15 protein-coding genes and 1 pseudogene are annotated in these 16,947 nt (G+C 69.8%); 8 read left to right on the top strand and 8 right to left on the bottom strand.

From position 1 onward, the window contains the following. Positions 1 to 139 precede the first annotated feature (139 nt). The 3 genes from LDL49_RS44645 to LDL49_RS44655 all read left to right on the top strand — a co-directional run bounded on the left by LDL49_RS44645 (position 140) and on the right by LDL49_RS44655 (position 5,393). Complete coding sequence (locus LDL49_RS44645; protein WP_225301003.1) at positions 140 to 3,616, top strand: ThuA domain-containing protein; 3,477 nt, start codon at positions 140 to 142, stop codon at positions 3,614 to 3,616. Between the two features lie 180 nt (positions 3,617 to 3,796). Beyond that, on the top strand, positions 3,797 to 4,306 hold the full coding sequence (locus tag LDL49_RS57620) for a hypothetical protein (RefSeq protein ID WP_263656325.1): 510 nt from the start codon (positions 3,797 to 3,799) through the stop codon (positions 4,304 to 4,306). Between the two features lie 10 nt (positions 4,307 to 4,316). Beyond that, complete coding sequence (locus tag LDL49_RS44655; protein ID WP_225301004.1) at positions 4,317 to 5,393, top strand: glycoside hydrolase family 43 protein; 1,077 nt, start codon at positions 4,317 to 4,319, stop codon at positions 5,391 to 5,393. Between the two features lie 58 nt (positions 5,394 to 5,451). Here the strand turns inward: LDL49_RS44655 and LDL49_RS44660 are convergent, their stop codons facing one another. Next, a complete protein-coding gene (locus LDL49_RS44660) occupies positions 5,452 to 5,628 on the bottom strand; it encodes a hypothetical protein (RefSeq protein WP_225301005.1) in 177 nt (58 codons plus the stop codon). Between LDL49_RS44660 and LDL49_RS44665 the strand changes: the two genes are divergently transcribed. Continuing rightward, complete coding sequence (locus LDL49_RS44665) at positions 5,621 to 5,938, top strand: hypothetical protein (RefSeq protein WP_225301006.1); 318 nt, start codon at positions 5,621 to 5,623, stop codon at positions 5,936 to 5,938. The two genes, LDL49_RS44660 and LDL49_RS44665, sit on opposite strands and share 8 nt — an antisense overlap. 532 nt (positions 5,939 to 6,470) lie before the next feature. Here the strand turns inward: LDL49_RS44665 and LDL49_RS44670 are convergent. Further along, positions 6,471 to 6,686, bottom strand: a complete 216-nt coding sequence (locus tag LDL49_RS44670; protein ID WP_225301007.1) for a hypothetical protein — start codon at positions 6,684 to 6,686, stop codon at positions 6,471 to 6,473. Positions 6,687 to 7,210: 524 nt separating this feature from the next. Between LDL49_RS44670 and LDL49_RS44675 the strand changes: the two genes are divergently transcribed. Beyond that, positions 7,211 to 7,471, top strand: a complete 261-nt coding sequence (locus tag LDL49_RS44675) for a hypothetical protein (protein ID WP_225301008.1) — start codon at positions 7,211 to 7,213, stop codon at positions 7,469 to 7,471. 76 nt (positions 7,472 to 7,547) lie between these two features. Here LDL49_RS44675 and LDL49_RS44680 read toward each other — a convergent pair whose 3' ends face one another. Beyond that, the gene (locus LDL49_RS44680; RefSeq protein ID WP_443689900.1) at positions 7,548 to 7,748 is read right to left on the bottom strand and encodes a CsbD family protein; all 201 of its coding nucleotides are present in this window, start codon (positions 7,746 to 7,748) and stop codon (positions 7,548 to 7,550) included. A gap of 88 nt (positions 7,749 to 7,836) precedes the next feature. Continuing rightward, positions 7,837 to 8,334, bottom strand: coding sequence for a hypothetical protein (locus tag LDL49_RS44685; protein WP_225301009.1), 498 nt, complete (start codon positions 8,332 to 8,334; stop codon positions 7,837 to 7,839). A gap of 112 nt (positions 8,335 to 8,446) precedes the next feature. Between LDL49_RS44685 and LDL49_RS44690 the strand changes: the two genes are divergently transcribed. Further along, positions 8,447 to 9,514 (top strand): SDR family oxidoreductase, encoded by a 1,068-nt coding sequence (locus LDL49_RS44690; protein WP_225301010.1) that lies wholly within the window; start codon positions 8,447 to 8,449, stop codon positions 9,512 to 9,514. Between the two features lie 68 nt (positions 9,515 to 9,582). Here the strand turns inward: LDL49_RS44690 and LDL49_RS44695 are convergent, their stop codons facing one another. Both LDL49_RS44695 and LDL49_RS44700 read right to left on the bottom strand, forming a co-directional pair. Beyond that, positions 9,583 to 11,445 carry an ABC transporter ATP-binding protein gene (locus LDL49_RS44695; protein WP_225301011.1) on the bottom strand — a complete coding sequence of 621 codons (1,863 nt, stop codon included), beginning with the start codon at positions 11,443 to 11,445 and terminating at the stop codon, positions 9,583 to 9,585. A gap of 39 nt (positions 11,446 to 11,484) precedes the next feature. Further along, complete coding sequence (locus LDL49_RS44700) at positions 11,485 to 12,072, bottom strand: hypothetical protein (RefSeq protein ID WP_225301012.1); 588 nt, start codon at positions 12,070 to 12,072, stop codon at positions 11,485 to 11,487. 121 nt (positions 12,073 to 12,193) lie between these two features. On the opposite strand from LDL49_RS44700, the gene LDL49_RS44705 reads away from it, so the two are divergent. Further along, the gene (locus LDL49_RS44705) at positions 12,194 to 12,793 is read left to right on the top strand and encodes a DUF1440 domain-containing protein (RefSeq protein WP_225301013.1); all 600 of its coding nucleotides are present in this window, start codon (positions 12,194 to 12,196) and stop codon (positions 12,791 to 12,793) included. On the opposite strand, the pseudogene LDL49_RS44710 reads toward LDL49_RS44705, so the two are convergent. Then, a pseudogene (locus LDL49_RS44710) lies at positions 12,682 to 13,226 on the bottom strand (dTDP-glucose 4,6-dehydratase); the annotation flags it as partial. The gene LDL49_RS44705 and the pseudogene LDL49_RS44710 overlap by 112 nt on opposite strands. On the opposite strand from LDL49_RS44710, the gene LDL49_RS44715 reads away from it, so the two are divergent. Further along, positions 13,116 to 15,686 (top strand): type I polyketide synthase, encoded by a 2,571-nt coding sequence (locus tag LDL49_RS44715; protein ID WP_308016269.1) that lies wholly within the window; start codon positions 13,116 to 13,118, stop codon positions 15,684 to 15,686. The pseudogene LDL49_RS44710 and the gene LDL49_RS44715 overlap by 111 nt on opposite strands. A gap of 5 nt (positions 15,687 to 15,691) precedes the next feature. On the opposite strand, the gene LDL49_RS44720 is transcribed toward LDL49_RS44715, so the two are convergent. After that, the gene (locus LDL49_RS44720) at positions 15,692 to 16,921 is read right to left on the bottom strand and encodes a cytochrome P450 (RefSeq protein WP_225301014.1); all 1,230 of its coding nucleotides are present in this window, start codon (positions 16,919 to 16,921) and stop codon (positions 15,692 to 15,694) included. Positions 16,922 to 16,947 lie beyond the last annotated feature (26 nt).

Genomic DNA, 16,947 nt, shown 5'->3' on the forward strand with positions numbered 1-16,947 from the left:
AGCTTGGCGCATGGTCAGGCCCCGCCGCCCGGATCGATGGGTGGGCCGCTGCTGAAGACGACCGGCATCGGCCGAGACGACGCATGCCTTCCCACCTTTCAGCTCCGCCCGTTGCCGGTAACCCCCCAGGAGATCCTTCATGCGAAGATCACGCCTGCTTTCCGCCCTCGCCGCAGCCTTATTGGGGCTCTGGCTGTCCGCGGTGCCGCTGGTGGCGCACGCGGCCGCTCCGCAGTTCAGGGTGCTGCTGTTCAGCAAGACCGCGAGCGGCGCCTACCGGCATGACTCCATCCCCGCCGGTGTCGCGATGTTCCAGCAGATGGCGGCCGACAACAACTTCCAGCTCGACCAGAGCGAAGACTCCGCCGTCTTCACGACCGCGACCCTGAACACCTACGACGCGGTGATCATGTTGCAGACCAGCGGCATGGTGTGGGACAACGACGCCCAGCGTCAGGCCTTCCAGGCGTACGTGCGCAGCGGCCACGGCGTCGTCGCGATCCACAACGCCACCGATATGAACATCGAGGCGCAGTTTCCCTGGTGGGACCAGGTTGCCCTGGCCGGCGCGCACATGACCGCGCATTCGGCGATCCTGCAGGGCACGGCCAAGGTGGCCGACAAGGTTCACCCTTCCACGAAAGGGCTGCCGGATCGGTGGGTGCGCTCGGAGGAGTGGTACAACTTCGACAAGAACCTGCGGGGCTCGGTGCACGTGCTGGTGAGCGCGGACGAGACCACCTATGACGCGGGGCCGAACAAGATGGGCGCCGATCACCCGATCTCCTGGTGCCACAACCCGGAGGGCGGCCGGGTGTGGGCCACCGCGATGGGCCACCAGGCGTCCTCCTATTCGGAGCCGCTGTTCAAGCAGCACCTGCTGGGTGGGGTGAAATGGGCGGCGGGTGCGGCGCCGGGTGACTGCGGCGGCACCGTCACGGCCCGGTTCCAGAAGGTGACCCTCGACGGCGCACCGGACCAGCCGATGGAACTCGACGTGGCCGGCGACGGCAGGGTCTTCTACATTTCGCGCTCGGGCAAGGTGAATCTGATCCCCGCCAATGGCGGGGGCACGCGCGTCATCGCCACCCTGTCGGTGTACGACGGCGGCGAGGACGGTGGCATCGGGCTGGCGCTGGATCCGGACTTCGCCACCAACGGCTGGATCTACGTCAACTATTCGCCGTCCAATGGCGGTGAGGTGAACCGGGTGTCGAGGTTCACCTTCAACGGCACCAGCCTCGACCTGGCGAGTGAGAAGAAGATCATCGAGGTTCCGGCGTACCGCAACGTCGACGAGCCGGGCCACACCGGCGGCTACCTCGCGTTCGGGCCGGGCGGGAACCTGTACATCGGCCCTGGTGACGACACCAATCCCAACGGGTCCAGCGGCTACGCCCCGATCGACGAGCGGTCGGGCCGGGAGCATTACGACGCCCAGCGGTCCGCGGCCAACACCAACGACCTGCGCGGCAAGATCCTGCGCATCCACCCCGAGCCTGACGGCACCTACACGATTCCGTCCGGCAACCTGTTCACGTCCGGCACCGCCAAGACGCGGCCGGAGATCTACGCGATGGGCTTCCGCAACCCGTTCCGCTTCTCGGTCGACAAGGTGACGGGCTGGATCTCGCTGGGTGACTACGGCCCCGACGCCGGCGCCGCGAACCCCAGTCGTGGTCCCGAGGGCACCGTCGAGTGGAACCTGATCAAGCAGCCGGGCTTCTACGGCTGGCCGTACTGCGTCGGCAACAACATCCCGTTCAACGACTACAACTTCGCCACCAACACCTCCGGCGCGAAGTTCAACTGCTCGGCACCGGTCAACGACTCGCCCAACAACACCGGCGTGACCAATCTGCCCGCGGCCAAGCCCGCGACGGTGTGGTACAACTACCATGCCTCGGCCGAGTTTCCCGAGATCGACTGCTGCGGCGGTGCCGCCCCGATGGGCGGCCCCTTCTACCGCTATGACCCGGCCAGTGGCTCTGACCGCAAGTTCCCCGAGTATTTCGACGGCACGCCGTTCCTCTATGAATGGAGCCGCAACGTCGTCAAGGAGTTCCGGCTGGACTCCTCGGGCAACCTCCTGAAGATCAACCCCTTTGTGGCACAGCTCGCCCCGCATGCGCCGATCGACATGAAGTTCGGTCCGGACGGCGCCCTGTACATGGCCGACTGGGGCAACGGATTCGGCCACACGAACACCGATGACAGCGTCTACCGGGTCGACTACGTTGCTGGAAACCGCGTGCCCCTGGCCAAGGCGAGCGCCAACCCCGACTCGGGCGCGGCGCCGCTGACGGTGGCGTTCTCCTCGGCCGGCTCATCCGACCCCGACGGCGACGCGATCACCTACGCGTGGGACTTCGGCGACGGCGGGACCTCCACCAGCGCCAACCCGTCCCACACCTACAGCGCCAACGGGACCTACACCGTCAAGCTGACCGTACGGGACTCCGGCGGGAAGACGGGCAGCGTCACGTTGCCCATCGTCGTCGGCAACAGCCGTCCCAAGGTCGTCTTCTCGGCTCCGCCCGACGGCGGGTTCATCGACTTCGGCGACAAGGTGACCTACACGGTGAACGTCACCGACCCCGAGGACGGCGCCGTCGACTGCACCAAGGTCAACGTGATCACGGCGCTCGGCCATGACCAGCACGCCCACGACACCGGCCAGTACACCGGTTGCTCCGGGACGGTCACGACCACCGCGTCCGGCCATGACGAGGCCGCCAACGTCTACTACGTCCTGTCCGCCGATTACACCGACAAGGGCGGTCTGAAGGGCAGCGCCGGCATCACCCTGCAGCCCAAGCACAAGCAGGCCGAGCACTTCACCGGCTCGTCCGGAATCCGGATCGTCGACGAGCCCGGAGCCGAAGGCGGCAGGCGCATCGGCGACATCTCCAACAACGACTGGACTTCCTTCAGCCCGATCAACCTGTCCGGGATCGACACGGTGTCCTTCCGCGTCTCGGCGCCGTCCAACACCGGGGCGTCCATCGAACTGCACGCCGACTCGCCGACCGGGGCGCTCATCGCCTCCAGTCCCGTGACGGCCACCGGCGGATGGAACACCTACGCGTCCCTGCCCGCGGTGCGGGTCACCGATCCCGGTGGCACCCGAAATGTCTACGTCGTGTTCAAGGCGCCGTCCACGAACTCGTTCGACATGGACTCGTTCACCCTCAACGGCAGAGGCGTCGGGCAGGGCGACGGCTCGCCCCCGGGCAGCACGAGCGCGCTGCGGGGTCTGGGGTCGAACCGGTGCCTCAACGGAGCCTCGCCGACGAACGGCGCGCAGGTGCAGATCTTTGACTGCAACGGGCAGTCCAGCCAGCAGTGGACGTCGACCGCCGCGGGTGAGCTGCGAGTGTACGGCAACAAGTGCCTGGACGTGAACGGGGGCGGGACGGCGGACGGCACTGCCGCGATCATCTGGGACTGCAACGGGCAGAACAACCAGAAGTGGCGCCTCAACGCCGATGGCACCATCACGGCGGTGGGGGCGAACAAGTGCCTGGACGTCAGCGGCGCCGGCACCGCCAGCGGCACCAAGGTGCAGATCTGGGCGTGCAACGGCCAGAACAACCAGAAGTGGACCCGCGTCTGAACGCCATGTGACGTCCGAACCCTGGAGCCGGCCCGCTCTCTTGCGGCGGCTCCAGCGGTTTGGACGGCGGGGGCAATTGCTCAGGGTGTTCTGTGCGGTTCCCAGAGCGGTACACGTCGTTTCCCCGGAAGCCGTATTCCGGACGACGGCCCTCCTGCTCGTGGCCGCGGTGCTCTGCGCGTGCGAAACCTCCTCCCCAACACGGGAGGCAAGACTGCGACGACGCTCACGCAGCCAACCGCGTCCCCGCCGGTCTCGCCCTCGGCGAACGCGGCCCCTGCCGGGACCCTCGTACGGGAAGGGCTGGTCGGCCTGCACAGCTCCAACCCGTTCAAGGTGGAGGTCAAAGCGCTTGAGACCAACCGCGACCTCACCGTGCTCAAGATGGAGATCACGGCCGCCGGCGAGGGCGGCTCCAGCAGCGGCGACTTCGGCTATGACGGGTTACCCACGCAGAGCGTGAGTTTCGGCAAATTCCGGCTGTTCGACCCGGTCGGCAGGAAGGTCTACTTCACGCTGCGGGAGAACGACGTCGAGGGCAGGGCGTCAGGATCCGGGCGGCGTCGCGGTGGGCGAGCAGCAGCCTTCGGTATTCGGTCAACGCGCCGAGCAGACGTTCCCGCCAGGGCAGCGCGGGGCCGGGCGCCGGGTACCGCGATCATGGTTCTAAGACAGGAGCAATGCAGGTAGAAGGAGTCTCATGAAAAGACATGCTCTTCGACCGATGGTCATCGCCCTCGGCCTGGCCGTCATCGGCGGCACCGCCGCCTCTCCCGCCACGGCCGCCGAGCAGTCCGCAACCGTCGGCCGCACCACCCTGGGTGGTGCCGACCCCAGCGTCATCCGGGTCGGCGACCTCTACGTCGCGGCCAAGTCGGTGAACGGCGGCGTCGCCGTACGGACGGCGACCACGCTCGAGGGCATCGCCGGCGCGCCCCCGCGCCAGGTGTGGAAGGACACCGGCAACCTCGGTGAGGTGTGGGCGCCCGAGATCGTGCACCACGACGGCCAGTACCACATCTACTTCTCGGCGGGCCGCAGCGCCGCCCACCGGATGTACCACATCAGCTCCGCCACCGCCGACTCCGGCTATTCCGCCGCGGCGAAGGTCGCCCTGCCCGGCGACAAGTGGGCCATCGACGGCGCGCCGTTCACCTTCAACGGACAGCGCTGGTTCGTGTGGTCCGGCTGGGCGGGCGACACCAACGTCGAGCAGAACCTCTACATCGCCCGGATGAGCGGCCCGACCACGGCCACCGGCGGCCGTTACATCATCTCCCAGCCGCGCGAACCGTGGGAGCGGGTCGTCGGCAACCCGTTCATCAACGAGGCCCCCGAGCCGATCCTCGACCCGAACGGGCAGTTACACGTCGTGTACTCCGCGAACGGCAGCTGGAGCAGCAAGTACTGCCTCGCTGATCTGCGGCTGCGCTCCGGTGGTGACCCGACGAACGTGTGGGACTGGTACAAGAGCAACGGTTGCCTGTTCGGCTCGTACGCGGCGTACATGATGGCGGGCTGGACTCCGACGCTGCACGTGGACGGTCCGGGCCACCACACGTTCGTGCTGGAACGCGGGGACATCGCCGCCAGCCCGCCGTCGGGCAACCGGTTCCCGACCATGTACCACGCTGTCGCCAAGGGCACGCCGTACGAGTGGTCCAACCGGTACTGGTACACCGGCACGGCCGTCTGGTGGGGCAAGACCACCTACCGGCGGGCGAACGTGCCCGGCGCCAACACCGACGTCGGGTACAGCCTCAAGTTCTTCGAATGACGCATCCGCGACCTCTGATCTCAGGGTCTCCGTGCGTCCCCGCGAACGTTCGTATCGGTCAGCAGACGGCCAGGGTGTCGCGCCACACCTCGTCCAGAGCCATCTGGATCGCGCCGGTGAGCACAGCGTCCTCGGCCAGCTCCGACAGTTCCACGCTGGGCGGGGTGAGGGTCAGGGCTTCGAGGTGTCGGGCGAGGCTCGGCCTGGCCGGGTCCGTCGGCGGCAACGTGCTCACAGACGTACTCACCGCGGCCATCGCCCGGCTGCGCAAGGACGGCCAAGCGGACATGCCGCACGAGATCGATGACGACCTGCGGCGCCAGGTCGAGGATGACCTGCAGCACCAGATCGAAGAGCTCCTCCGTGCGGACGGCGAGCAGGCCGCGCTCCTGCGTGGCGACATCGCCGAAGTGCTCCGGCGGATGGCGCGATCGGCGCGGCGGTGCAAGAAGTCGTCGCCGCCGGAGACGAGGAGGCGCAGGACGAGTTGGCTCGGGGGCTGGCGGGGCTGGCGGTGGAATTCGGCGAGTTCGCGGGCTTGGTGACCTACGGCATCCTCGAAACCGTCGCATCACCTGCACCGTCGCGGACAACCTCTCCGGCGTCGCCACCACCACCTGCCAGAACATCTCCCGCCCCGCGTACGACTTCGACCCGGCGGGCAACACCTTCTCCGCCACCGCCACCGACGTCGCGGGCAATCTCGGCCAGGCATCTTCCGTCACCTTCAAGCTGGTCGTCACCTATGCCGACCTGTGCACGCTGTCCTAGCGCTTCGTCACCAGACAGGGCGGGGTCCGCGCCATAGCCATGTGCGCCGTCCTCGATGCCGCCGAGAGCGCTGAAGACATGGGCAACACCACGGCCAAGGCCGCCGCCATCAACGCCTATGTCATGCAGGTGAACGCCGCTGTCATCAGCCGCTCCCTCACCCCGGCCCAGGCGGCCATCTCAGGAAGCTGGCGGCCGCCCTGTAGCCCACGCCCTGGCGTAGGTGGGCCACCGCATGGCCGGTGGCCCACCCGCGTGCAGCCGTGCAGCGGCTGGAGCGAGAGGGCCGGGCGAATCGATCGCCCGCTAGGGGCTCTTCTGCCCTCGGTCGAATGCCCCTGTGTGGTTCATGATCGTGGTGACGAGGGTGGCTGTCGCGATGAACGTACCCCCGCTCCATCCCAGGGCTCCGACCATCGGCACCCCGTTCTCCCTCGCCACGATGAAGGCGATGAGGGCGATCACCAGCGAGAGAAGCATGTCGATGGTTAAACAGAGCGCGATGCGCAGGGTGATGCTCACTTCTTTCTCATTTCGGTCCGATGGATCGAGATCGGAGAAAGCGTGCGGTACTCGGTCGACCTCGGCGGCGTCAATGTCCGGACAGGTGAGCCGGGAACTGCCCCTTTCGTCTGCTGATCCAGTGGCTGGCGAATGGCAGGCTCAGGCTGGCGTCAGGACGGATCGCCGTTTTCGACGGTGCTCGTCCATCGCCGCCCTAGATTATGGCGGTTCGCGAGCTGCCACGCAGGTGCAGATGCATGTGCATATATGGATTCTCCCCTGCGGGATGACAATCCTCCCCCGGCGCGGCCTCTCGGGAGAAATTACCGATGCGTTTGGGTCCCATAGAAGCACATAATCCACGGAACGTTAATATATGACTACGTAAAGTATCTGCACGTGCAGGCCGGATTGGCAGCCGGAGGCGGGCCGCGTCATGAGCGAAGTCGGCGAGATGCTCCGCACGAGTCATCGTCATAGCGGGTGGCCTGACCGCGGGGAAGGCACTTGCTCGGCGCTGCCGAAGGTGAATTGATGCCGTCATGAGTGCGCGACGGTGGGTGCTGGTCGTGACGGCCGTGGTGGTGGCGGTCGCGGCGGTGGTTCTGGTGGGAATGCGAGGGGACGACGCGAACAAGATCGCGACCGCTCTGTCGGCCCTGGCGGCGCCGGCCGCGGTCGGAATCGCGGTGTGGGCGGCGCACCCGGGCCTCCCGCCCCAGGGCGATCTGCGGGTGTCGAACACCAGGCGGGCCGTGGCCGGTCGCGGTGGCCGCGCCAACGCCACTGAAGCGGGGTGGTGACCATTACAGCGTCGCGGCCGCCCCCGTGCCGTCAAGCGCGAGGGCGGCCCCTATCCGGAGGTGTTCGCCGTGGCCGTTACTTCTTGAAGGCGTCCTTGACCTTCTTGCCGGCGTCCTTGACTTTCTCGCCGGCCTGCCGGAGGCCACCTTCGGCCTGCTCGGTACGCCCTTCGGCCCGCAGGTCCTCGTCATCGGTGGCCTTTCCGATGTTCTCCTTCGCCCGGCCCTTGAGCTCCTCCGCCTTGTTACGGATCTTGTCATCGGCGCCCATGTCCATGCCTTTCTCATCGGTTCCCGGAAACTTCCACTTTCCGAACAGGCCGACTAGAAACATGGAGACCGGTCAGGCGAGGCTCCGCAACGGGTCAGTTGACGCAGTCCTGCTTGTGGAGCCCCAGCGCCATCTCGTACACCTTGCCCTTGTTGAGAAGGAAGGAGTAATAGGCATGCGACTTGCCGGGGATGTCGACGTACGGGTAGCCGCTGGCGGCCGTCTTCAGCTTGGGATAGGCCTTCTTGATCTGCTGGGACGTGGAGCCCAGCCCGATGCCCTCGGGAGTCTTGGCGCCCTTGGGCGCGAAGATGACCGCGACGCCGTGCTTCTTGGAGATGTAGAGGCCGATGGTGTCGCGGCCGATCGGGTGAGCCTTCAGAGCCCAGCCGGTGCAGGCGGCGGAGTCGTTCGCGCCGACGGGCGCGATCTTGCCGCTGGCCTTGGCCGCCTTGGCGCTCATCCCCAGCGTGATGCCCCCATATCCGGAAGGGCCGAAGGTGGCGGGCGCGGTCGCGGCGTGCGCTGCTGGTGCGAGGCCGCCCAGCACCAGCCCGGCGGCCAGGGCCGTGCCCAGTATGGAACGGGTCATCGTGTGTGTGGTCATGGACGGTTGGACGGCCGGATGGGGGGCGAAGTTCACGCGTGGCGGGGCTTTGACCGATGCTCCGGGGATCTTCAGACGACGATGGTGAAAGGACGACATGCCGACCACGGGATCGTCATCAGGAACGGACAGCCGCCGGCTCGACGATCCGGTTCTCGTCACCGGTGGCAGCGGTCACGTCGGCTCGCACCTGGTCAGCCGGCTGCTGCTCGACGGCCACCGCGTGCGCGCCACGGTCCGCTCGCCCGCCAGCGAAACCAGCCTCCGCGAGGCGGTGGCCGCGGCCGGCGCCGATCCAGGGGATCGGCTCGACGTCTTCCACGCCGATCTGTCCGCGGACGACGGTTGGGCCGCGGCCACGGCGGGCTGCGCCTATGTTCACCACGTCGCGTCGCCGCTGCCCGCCGGTCAGCCGGAGCACGATGACGAACTGATCGTCCCGGCCAGGGACGGGACGCTGCGCGTGCTGCGTGCCGCCCGCGACGCCGGTGTGGCGCGGGTGGTGATGACCTCGTCCTTCACCGCGGTGGGGTACAGCCGTAAGGCGAGCGACGAGTACGACGAGAGCGACTGGACCGACCCCGCCGACGACAACATGGCCTACACCAAGGCGAAGACGCTCGCGGAGCGCGCGGCCTGGGACTTCGTCCGGACCGAGGCCGATGGCCTCGAACTGGCCGTGATCAACCCCACCGGGATCTTCGGTCCGTTGCTCGGCCCGCACCTGTCGGTCTCCACCATGCTGGTCAAGACGATGCTCGACGGGGACATGCCGGTCGCGCCCCGCGTCTACTTCGGCGTGGTGGACGTGCGGGACGTAGCGGACCTGCACGTGCGGGCCATGACCCACCCTGCGGCGGCGGGCGAGCGGTTCCTGGCCAGCAGTGGCGAGATGATCAGCTTCCTGGACACCGCCCGGATCCTGAGCGACCATCTGGGCGAGATCGCGGCCAAGGTGCCGAAGCAGGAGCTCGCCGACGAGCAGGTCAGGGCCGCGGCGGAGACGAATCCCGAGTTACGGGCGCTCGTCGACCAGCTGGGCCGGATCCCGGTCGTCCACGCGGACAAGGCCCGTGATGTCCTCGGCTGGCGGCCGCGCGACCCGGAGGCCGCCATCGTCGACACCGCGCACAGCATCGTCCGCCTCGGCCTGGTAGCGAGCTGACCCCGCGCTGGAGATCACCCCCACCACGCGACGTCGCGCGGTGGGGTAGTGGGGCGGTGGGTGCCCGGTCAGCGGTATGCGCTGGCTTGGAGGGTGTAGAGGTCGGCGTACAGGCCGTTCAGGGACATGAGGGTGTCGTGGTTGCCCTGCTCTGTCACCCTGCCGTGCTCCAGGACGTAGATGCGGTCGGCGTAGCGGACGCTGGCCAGCCGGTGCGTGATGAGCAGGACGGTGCGGCCGTCGGAGTGGCTGCGGATGCGTTCGAACAGGGCGTGCTCGGCGCGGGCGTCGAGGGCGGCGGTCGGCTCGTCGCAGATGAGCAGCGCCGCGTCGCGGTGGAAGCCCCGGGCCACCGCGATGCGCTGCCACTGGCCGCCGGACAGCTCGTGGCCGTCCTTGAAGCGCCGGTCGAGCAGCGTGCCGTAGCCGTGGGGGAGGCCGCCGATGACCTCGTCGGCCCCGGCCACCTCGGCGGCCGCGTGCAGGGCCGCCTCGCCCTTGCCGGTGCCCATGGTGATGTTGTAGCGGGCGGTGAGCGGCCAGCGGGTGTGGTCCTGGGCGATGACCGCGGTGCGCAGCCGGAGGTCTTCGGGGTTGACGTCGTTGAGGTCGGTCTCGTCCCAGGAGACGGTGCCGCTGTCGGGTGCGTAGAGGCCGGAGAGGATCTTGGCGAGCGTGGTCTTGCCCGAGCCGTTCTCGCCGACGAAGGCGACGATCTCGCCGCGTTTGATCTCGATGGACACCTCGCAGAGCGCGGGCTCGTCTGCGCCCGGATAGGTGAAGGACACCTTGTCGGCGACGATGCACTGGAAGGACTCGGGCGCCGTGAGCGGGCGGGGGCCGGGCAGCCGGCGTTCGGAGTCGGCGCAGAACTCCAGGAAGTCGGTGAAGTAGAGGCCCTGCTCATAGAGGCGGTTGGTGGCGTACATCAGGTTGCTCAGGGACTGCTGACCGGACCTGATCGCCAGGACGGCGGTGCCCGCCACGGCGAGCGGGATCGCGGCGAGGGCCAGCAGGAGGCCGAGCGCGACGTAGACCAGGCCGGTGCCCAGGCCGCCGAAGGCCTCGCCCACGAGCCGGGCCACCGTCTGCCGTCTGGCCAGCAGCAGGAGCACCTCCTGCTCGGCCTTGGCCACCGCGTCGTACATGCGCAGCAGGAAGCCGCGCATCGTGAACGAGCGGACCTCGGCGGCGGACTCGCGCTCGGCCAGCAGCTCGGCGATGATCCACTTGCGCCGGCGGGCCGGGATGAGGGAGTGCATGGTCGAGTAGCGCATCCGCGCGCTGCGGACCGCGGCCCAGGCGTCGGGCAGCACCGCCAGCAGGAGCAGCGGCAGCAGCACCGGGTGGAGGACGCCGAGCACCCCGGCCACGGCCGTGAGGCCGACCACGGCCGTCACCACGTCGATGGCCGAGGACACCACCGAGTCGGCCACCGCCACGCCCCGCATGCTGGCGCGTTCGAGGGAGTCGTGGAAGTCGGGGTCGTCGTAGGCGACCAGGTCGACGCGGCTGGTCAGGCCGTAGAGCCGCTCCTCGGTGTGCCGGGAGATCTGGGGAGTGAGGCGGGACTGCGCCCAGCCGGCGCCCGCCTGCATGGCGGTGCGCAGGGCGGCGGCCGTGGCGACGAGGGCGAGGCTGGGCAGCGCGGCCATCACGCGGTCGGGAGTGGGACCCTGGCTGAACAGGGCGGCGAGCACGCCGGTCGTGGCCAGCAGCCCGAAGGCGGTGAACACCCCGCCGAGCAGGTTGAGCGCGACGGTGGCCAGGGTGTCGCGCGGGCTCGCCCCCCAGGCCATGCGCAGCGCCTGGCGCACGAGGGAGGGAAGCCGGCGGGCGATGGTCAGGAAGCTGACCTCCGCCATCTTGTCGGTGTGGGCATACCATTCGGAGACGGAGATCTCGCCGAGTTCGAGAGGCTCATCAGACATACGCTCAGTGTGCGCTCGGGCACCGACAGTTTCATCACGTCATCTTCTCCCGGCTCGGCGCCGTTCAGTCCCACCTGGTCGTACGCCGCCCACCCGATCCTGTGACGCCTCGGTGAAGACGTACACATAGGGGTGGTGCGGCCGTACCGAACCGCCGGCGGCGGCCCGCGCCAGGGCGAGCGCGCCGTCGGCGGAGTCGCCGCGCGGCGGTTCGAAGCGAGCCTCGGGGAGCAGCGTCCGTACGGTGCTCTGAAAGGGCTCCATCAGGAGGTCCGCGGCGTCGAACAGCCGGCCTCCCCAGGAGAAGACCGGTTCGAGCCCGGAGGCGGCGGCCAGCGCGGTCTGGCCGAGCTGCCGGCCGGCCTCGGCCCAGATCCGCCTGGCCACCGGGTCCCCGTCGCGGGCCGCCTCGCCGACGGCCGGCGCGAACGAGGCGAAGTGGTGAGCCGCCGACCCCGCCGCGTACACCAGCGCCACCAGCTCCGAGGGGTGCCCGAAGTGAGCCGTCAGGCGCTTGAGAAGAGCGGGCGACCCGCCGGCCCGGCCGTCGTGCGCGCGCAGCGCGGCGTGCAGGCCGCGCATCCCGATCCAGGCCGCGGTGGTCTGCCCGGCGCTGGCCATCCACATCGAGGACTGACACCCGAATCGGCGTCACCCGCACCCGTGGCCGGGCGGCGCCCGCCTGACCAGGAGGTTTAGCCTGGGCGCCCTTCGGTAGTCCACCCTGTGAGGAACGGGGGCCGACGCCATGCGACAGAAGCCGATCCTGCGCTCCGGGGCCAGGGGCGCGATCGCCGCCATGGCGATGTCCGGCCTCCGGCAGTTCTCCACGTCGATGGGCCTGGTGGAGAAGGTGCCGCCGGAGGCCGTGCTGGAGCACACCACGCCCCGGTTCTTCCGTCGCGTCCCGGCCGCTCGCCGGCCCGCGATCATCGAGCTCGCGCACTGGTCGTACGGGGCGTTCGGCGGCGCGCTCTTCGGGGCCCTGCCCGAGTCCGTGCGCCGGCACCCGTGGGCCGGGCCCGCCTACGGCCTGCTGGTCTGGGCGGGCTTCCAGGCCGTCATCGCGCCCGCGCTCGGCCTGTCGCACAAGGACAAGCCCGCCGTCATGGAACGCCTGACGCTACTCGCCGACCACGTGCTCTACGGGATCGTGGTGGCCGCCTCTCCCTGGCCGCACCACGACACCCCTGACGACCACGCGCCGGAACGCCGGACCGGCCACCGCGGCGCCCGTCACGCGCGTGGCGTGCGGCCGGGCAGGAGCGGCTCCCACCAGGCGCGGTTGCCCCGGTACCAGGCGACGGTCTCCGCCAGGCCGGTGTCGAAGTCCTTGCGCGGCCGATAGCCCAGCTCGGTGCGGGCCTTGGTGCAGTCGACCGAGTAGCGCAGATCGTGGCCCTTGCGGTCCTCGACGTAGGTGACCTGATCCCAGCCGGCGTCACAGGCTTTGAGGAGCAGATCGGTGAGCTCCCTGTTGGTGAGCTCGGTGCCGCCGCCGATGTTGTAGATCTCGCCGGGACGGCCTCCGGTGCGGACCAGCTCGATGCCCGCACATGATCGTCGATGTGCAGCCAGTCGCGGGTGTTGCCCCCGTCGCCGTACAGCGGCACCTGCCGGCCGTCGAGCAGGTTGGTGATGAACAGGGGGATGATCTTCTCGGGGTGGTGATGGTGGCCGTAGTTGTTGGAGCAACGGGTCACCCGTACGTCGAGACCGTGGGTGCGGTGATAGGCCAGCGCGAGCAGGTCGGAGCCCGCTTTCGAGGCGGAGTAGGGAGAGACGAGGCCGAGCCCCGCGAACACGAGCCGATCGCGGTGGTCGCCATGAGCTGCCGGTTCCCCGGGGACGCGCGCGACCCCGAGGGGCTCTGGCAGCTCGTGGCGGACGGCCGCGACGGTGTGTCGCTGTTCCCCGACGACCGGGGCTGGCAGCTGTCCACCCTGTACGACCCGGACCTGACCCGTCCGGGCACCACGTACACGCGCGAGGGCGGGTTCCTGCACGACGCCGCCGACTTCGATGCCGGGTTCTTCGGCATCTCGCCCCGGGAGGCGCTGGCCGCCGACCCGCAGCAGCGCCTGATGCTGGAGGTGGCGCTGGAGGCGTTCGAGCGCGGTGGCATCGACCCGCGCTCGCTGAAGGGCAGCCAGGTGGGCGTCTTCGTCGGCGCCTTCGCCGACGGGTACGGAGGCAGCCTCGGCGCACCCGCGGAAGGAGCGGAGGGCCACCTGCTGACGGGCAACTCCACCGCGGTGATCTCGGGCCGGATCTCGTACGTGTTCGGGCTCAAGGGCCCCGCGGCCACCATCGACGCGGCCTGCTCCTCGTCGCTGGTGGCGCTGCACTGGGCGGGCGAGTCGCTGCGCAGCGGAGAGAGCACGCTCGCGCTGGCCGGCGGGGTGACCGTCATGCCCACCCCCGACATCTTCGTGGAGTTCAGCCGCCAGCGCGGCCTGGCGCCCGACGGGCGGTGCAAGGCCTTCTCCGACGACGCCGACGGCACCGGCTGGGGCGAGGGCGCCGGCCTGCTGCTGCTGGAGCGGCTGTCCGACGCGCGCCGCAACGGTCATCCGGTGCTCGCGGTCGTCCGCGGCTCCGCGATCAACCAGGACGGCGCCAGCAACGGCCTGTCCGCCCCGAACGGGGTGTCCCAGCAGCGGGTCATCCGCCGCGCGCTGGCCGACGCCGGAGTCGCAGCGGCCGACGTGGACCTCGTCGAGGCGCATGGCACCGGAACCACGCTGGGCGATCCCATCGAGGCGCAGGCGTTGCTGGCGACCTACGGCGCCGATCGCCCGGCCGACCGGCCGCTCTGGCTGGGGTCGATCAAGTCCAACATCGGCCACACCCAGTCCGCCGCCGGGGTCGCCGGTGTGATCAAGGCGGTGCTGGCCATGCGGGCGGGCCTGCTGCCCAAGACGTTGCATGTGTCCGCGCCCTCGTCCCACGTGGACTGGTCCGCCGGGAACGTCCGGCTGCTGACCGAAGCCGTCGACTGGCCGGACAGCGGCAGGCCCCGGCGCGCCGGGGTGTCGGCGTTCGGCGTCAGCGGCACGAACGCGCACGTGATACTCGACCAGGCCCCGACAGACGACACCGCCCCGAGCGGGCTCGAATCTCCAGCGGCCGCGGGTGCGGTCGCGTGGACCGTGTCGGCCAAGAGCGCGGCAGCGCTGCATGCCCAGCTCGAACGGCTCGGCGACCATGTGGAGCGCCACCCCGGCCAGTCCGCCGCCGACATCGGCCTCTCCCTGGCCACCACCCGCACGGCCTACCGTCATCGCGCCGTGGCCGTGGGCCGGGATCGTGCGGAGCTGCTGGCGGCCGTCCGCGCGCTCGCCGCGGGCGAACAGGTGCCCGCGGGGGTCGGCGGGGTGGCCGGGGCGCCGGGCAAGACGGTGTTCGTCTTCCCCGGCCAGGGCTCGCAGTGGACGGGCATGGCCACCGAGCTGCTCGCCGAGTCGCCGGCCTTCGCCGAGCACTTCGCCGCCTGCGAGCGCGCGCTCAAGCCGTTCGTGGACTGGTCGCCGGCCCAGGTGCTGCGCGGCGAGCCGGGCACGCCGCCGCTGGAGCGGGTGGACGTGGTCCAGCCGTTGCTCTGGGCGGTCATGGTGGCGCTGGCCGGGCTGTGGCGCTCGTACGGCGTGCGTCCCGACGCGGTGATCGGCCACGCCCAAGGCGAGATCGCCGCCGCCACGGTGGCGGGCGGCCTGTCGCTGGAGGACGGCGCCCGCGTGGTCGCCCTACGCAGCCAGGCCATCGGCGCCGTGCTCGCCGGCCGCGGCGGCATGGCGTCCGTCGGGCTGCCGGTCGAGGAGCTGACCGAGCGCCTTGCCCGGCGACCGGGTGAGTACTCCCTGGCCGCGGTCAACGGCGCACGCTCGGCCGTGGTCTCCGGGGCGCCCGGCGCGCTCGGCGACCTGGTCGCGGAGCTCACCGCCGAGGGGATCCGGGCCAAGCTGATCCCGGTCGACTACGCCTCGCACTCCGCTCAGGTCGACGAGCTGCGCGAACGCCTGCTGCGCGACCTCGCGCCGATCACCCCGAAAACGGGCGACGTGCCGATGATCTCGACGGTGACCGGCGACTGCATCGACACCGCCGGGCTCGTCGCCGCGTACTGGCGCGCCACGTGGCACACCGAGCACACCGAGCAGGAGGTGAAGGGCGATCACTTCACGATGCTGGAGGACCAGGCTCCGTCCATGGCGCACGCCATCGAAACCTGGCTCTCCTGACCGGGCTACGTGGTCGGCAGCTCACTGTACGGGTTGACGCCGTCGTACTGGATCTCCAGGTGGCGCGGACCCCGCAGCGTGGAGCTCGGGCGGTAGGGCGGCGGGTCGGTGACGAGGCGGGGGTTCACCAGCCGCCGCGCCAGCTCGCGGAGCGCGGTCTGGGCCTCCAGCCGCGCCAGCGGAGCGCCGAAGCAGTGGTGGACGCCACCGCCGAAGCCCAGGTGCTGGATGTAGGGCCGGTCGGGGTCGAAGCGGTCGGGGTCGCGCAGGTGCGCGGGGTCGCGGCTGCCCGAGGCGAGCGCGAGGATGATGGGGGAGCCCTTGGGGATGGTGACGCCCGCGATGGTGATGTCGTCGAGGGCGACCCGGTTGGGCAGGAAGTGCACCGGCGGCTCGTAGCGCAGCAGCTCCTCGATGGTGTGGATGGCCAGGTCCGGCTCCTTGCGCAGCCGTTCGAGCAGCCACGGGTTGCGCAGCATGGTGAGCATGCCGTTGGTGATGAGGTTGACCGTGGTCTCGTGGCCGGCGATCAGCAACAGCGCGCCGGTCCCGATCACCTCGTGCTGCGACATCGTCCCGTCGGGGCCGTCGTCGGTGATCAGCCCGGACAGGAGGTCGTCGCCCGGGTTCTGGCGGTGGGCGTCGGTCAGCTCGGTCAGGTACTCGCCCAGCGTGAGCAGTGTGGCCTGGCGTTTCTTGATCCGCTCCGCCATGTCGCCCTCACCGGGGCCGAGGTTCTCCACGAGCTCGTCCGCCCATTGGTGGAAGCGGGGTTCGTCCTCCAGCGGCACGCCGAGCAGGCGGCAGATCACCGTGACCGGGAACGGGTAGGCGAAGTCGTCGACGATGTCGGCCTCCGTCCGGTCCGCGAGGCCGTCGATCAGCGCCGTCACGATCTGGATCAGCTCGCCGCGCAGGCTGTCGACCTTGCGCGGCGAATGCGGCGGCCCGAAATGACGCATCGTCAGCCGCCGGAGCCGGTCGTGCTCGGGCGGATCGGTGGAGATGAAGGAGGGCAGCTGCCCCCCGCCAAGGGACGGATCGGTGAGATTGCGGCGATCGGAGCTGACCCGCGGGTCGTGCAGCAGCGCCACGATCTCCTCGTACGTGCTGACGACGTAGCTGCCGTCCTCCTGCCGCGCCACAGGCGTCTTGCGCAGCTCGGCGTACAGCGGATACGGGTCGGCCCGGTTGGAGAACTGGAGAATCTGCTGGTAGCTGCTTGCCGGCTCCACGAAGTGCCTCCCTGGACGCGTGGTTG

It is taken from the genome of Nonomuraea aurantiaca (assembly GCF_020215705.1).
GTDB lineage: Bacteria > Actinomycetota > Actinomycetes > Streptosporangiales > Streptosporangiaceae > Nonomuraea > Nonomuraea aurantiaca.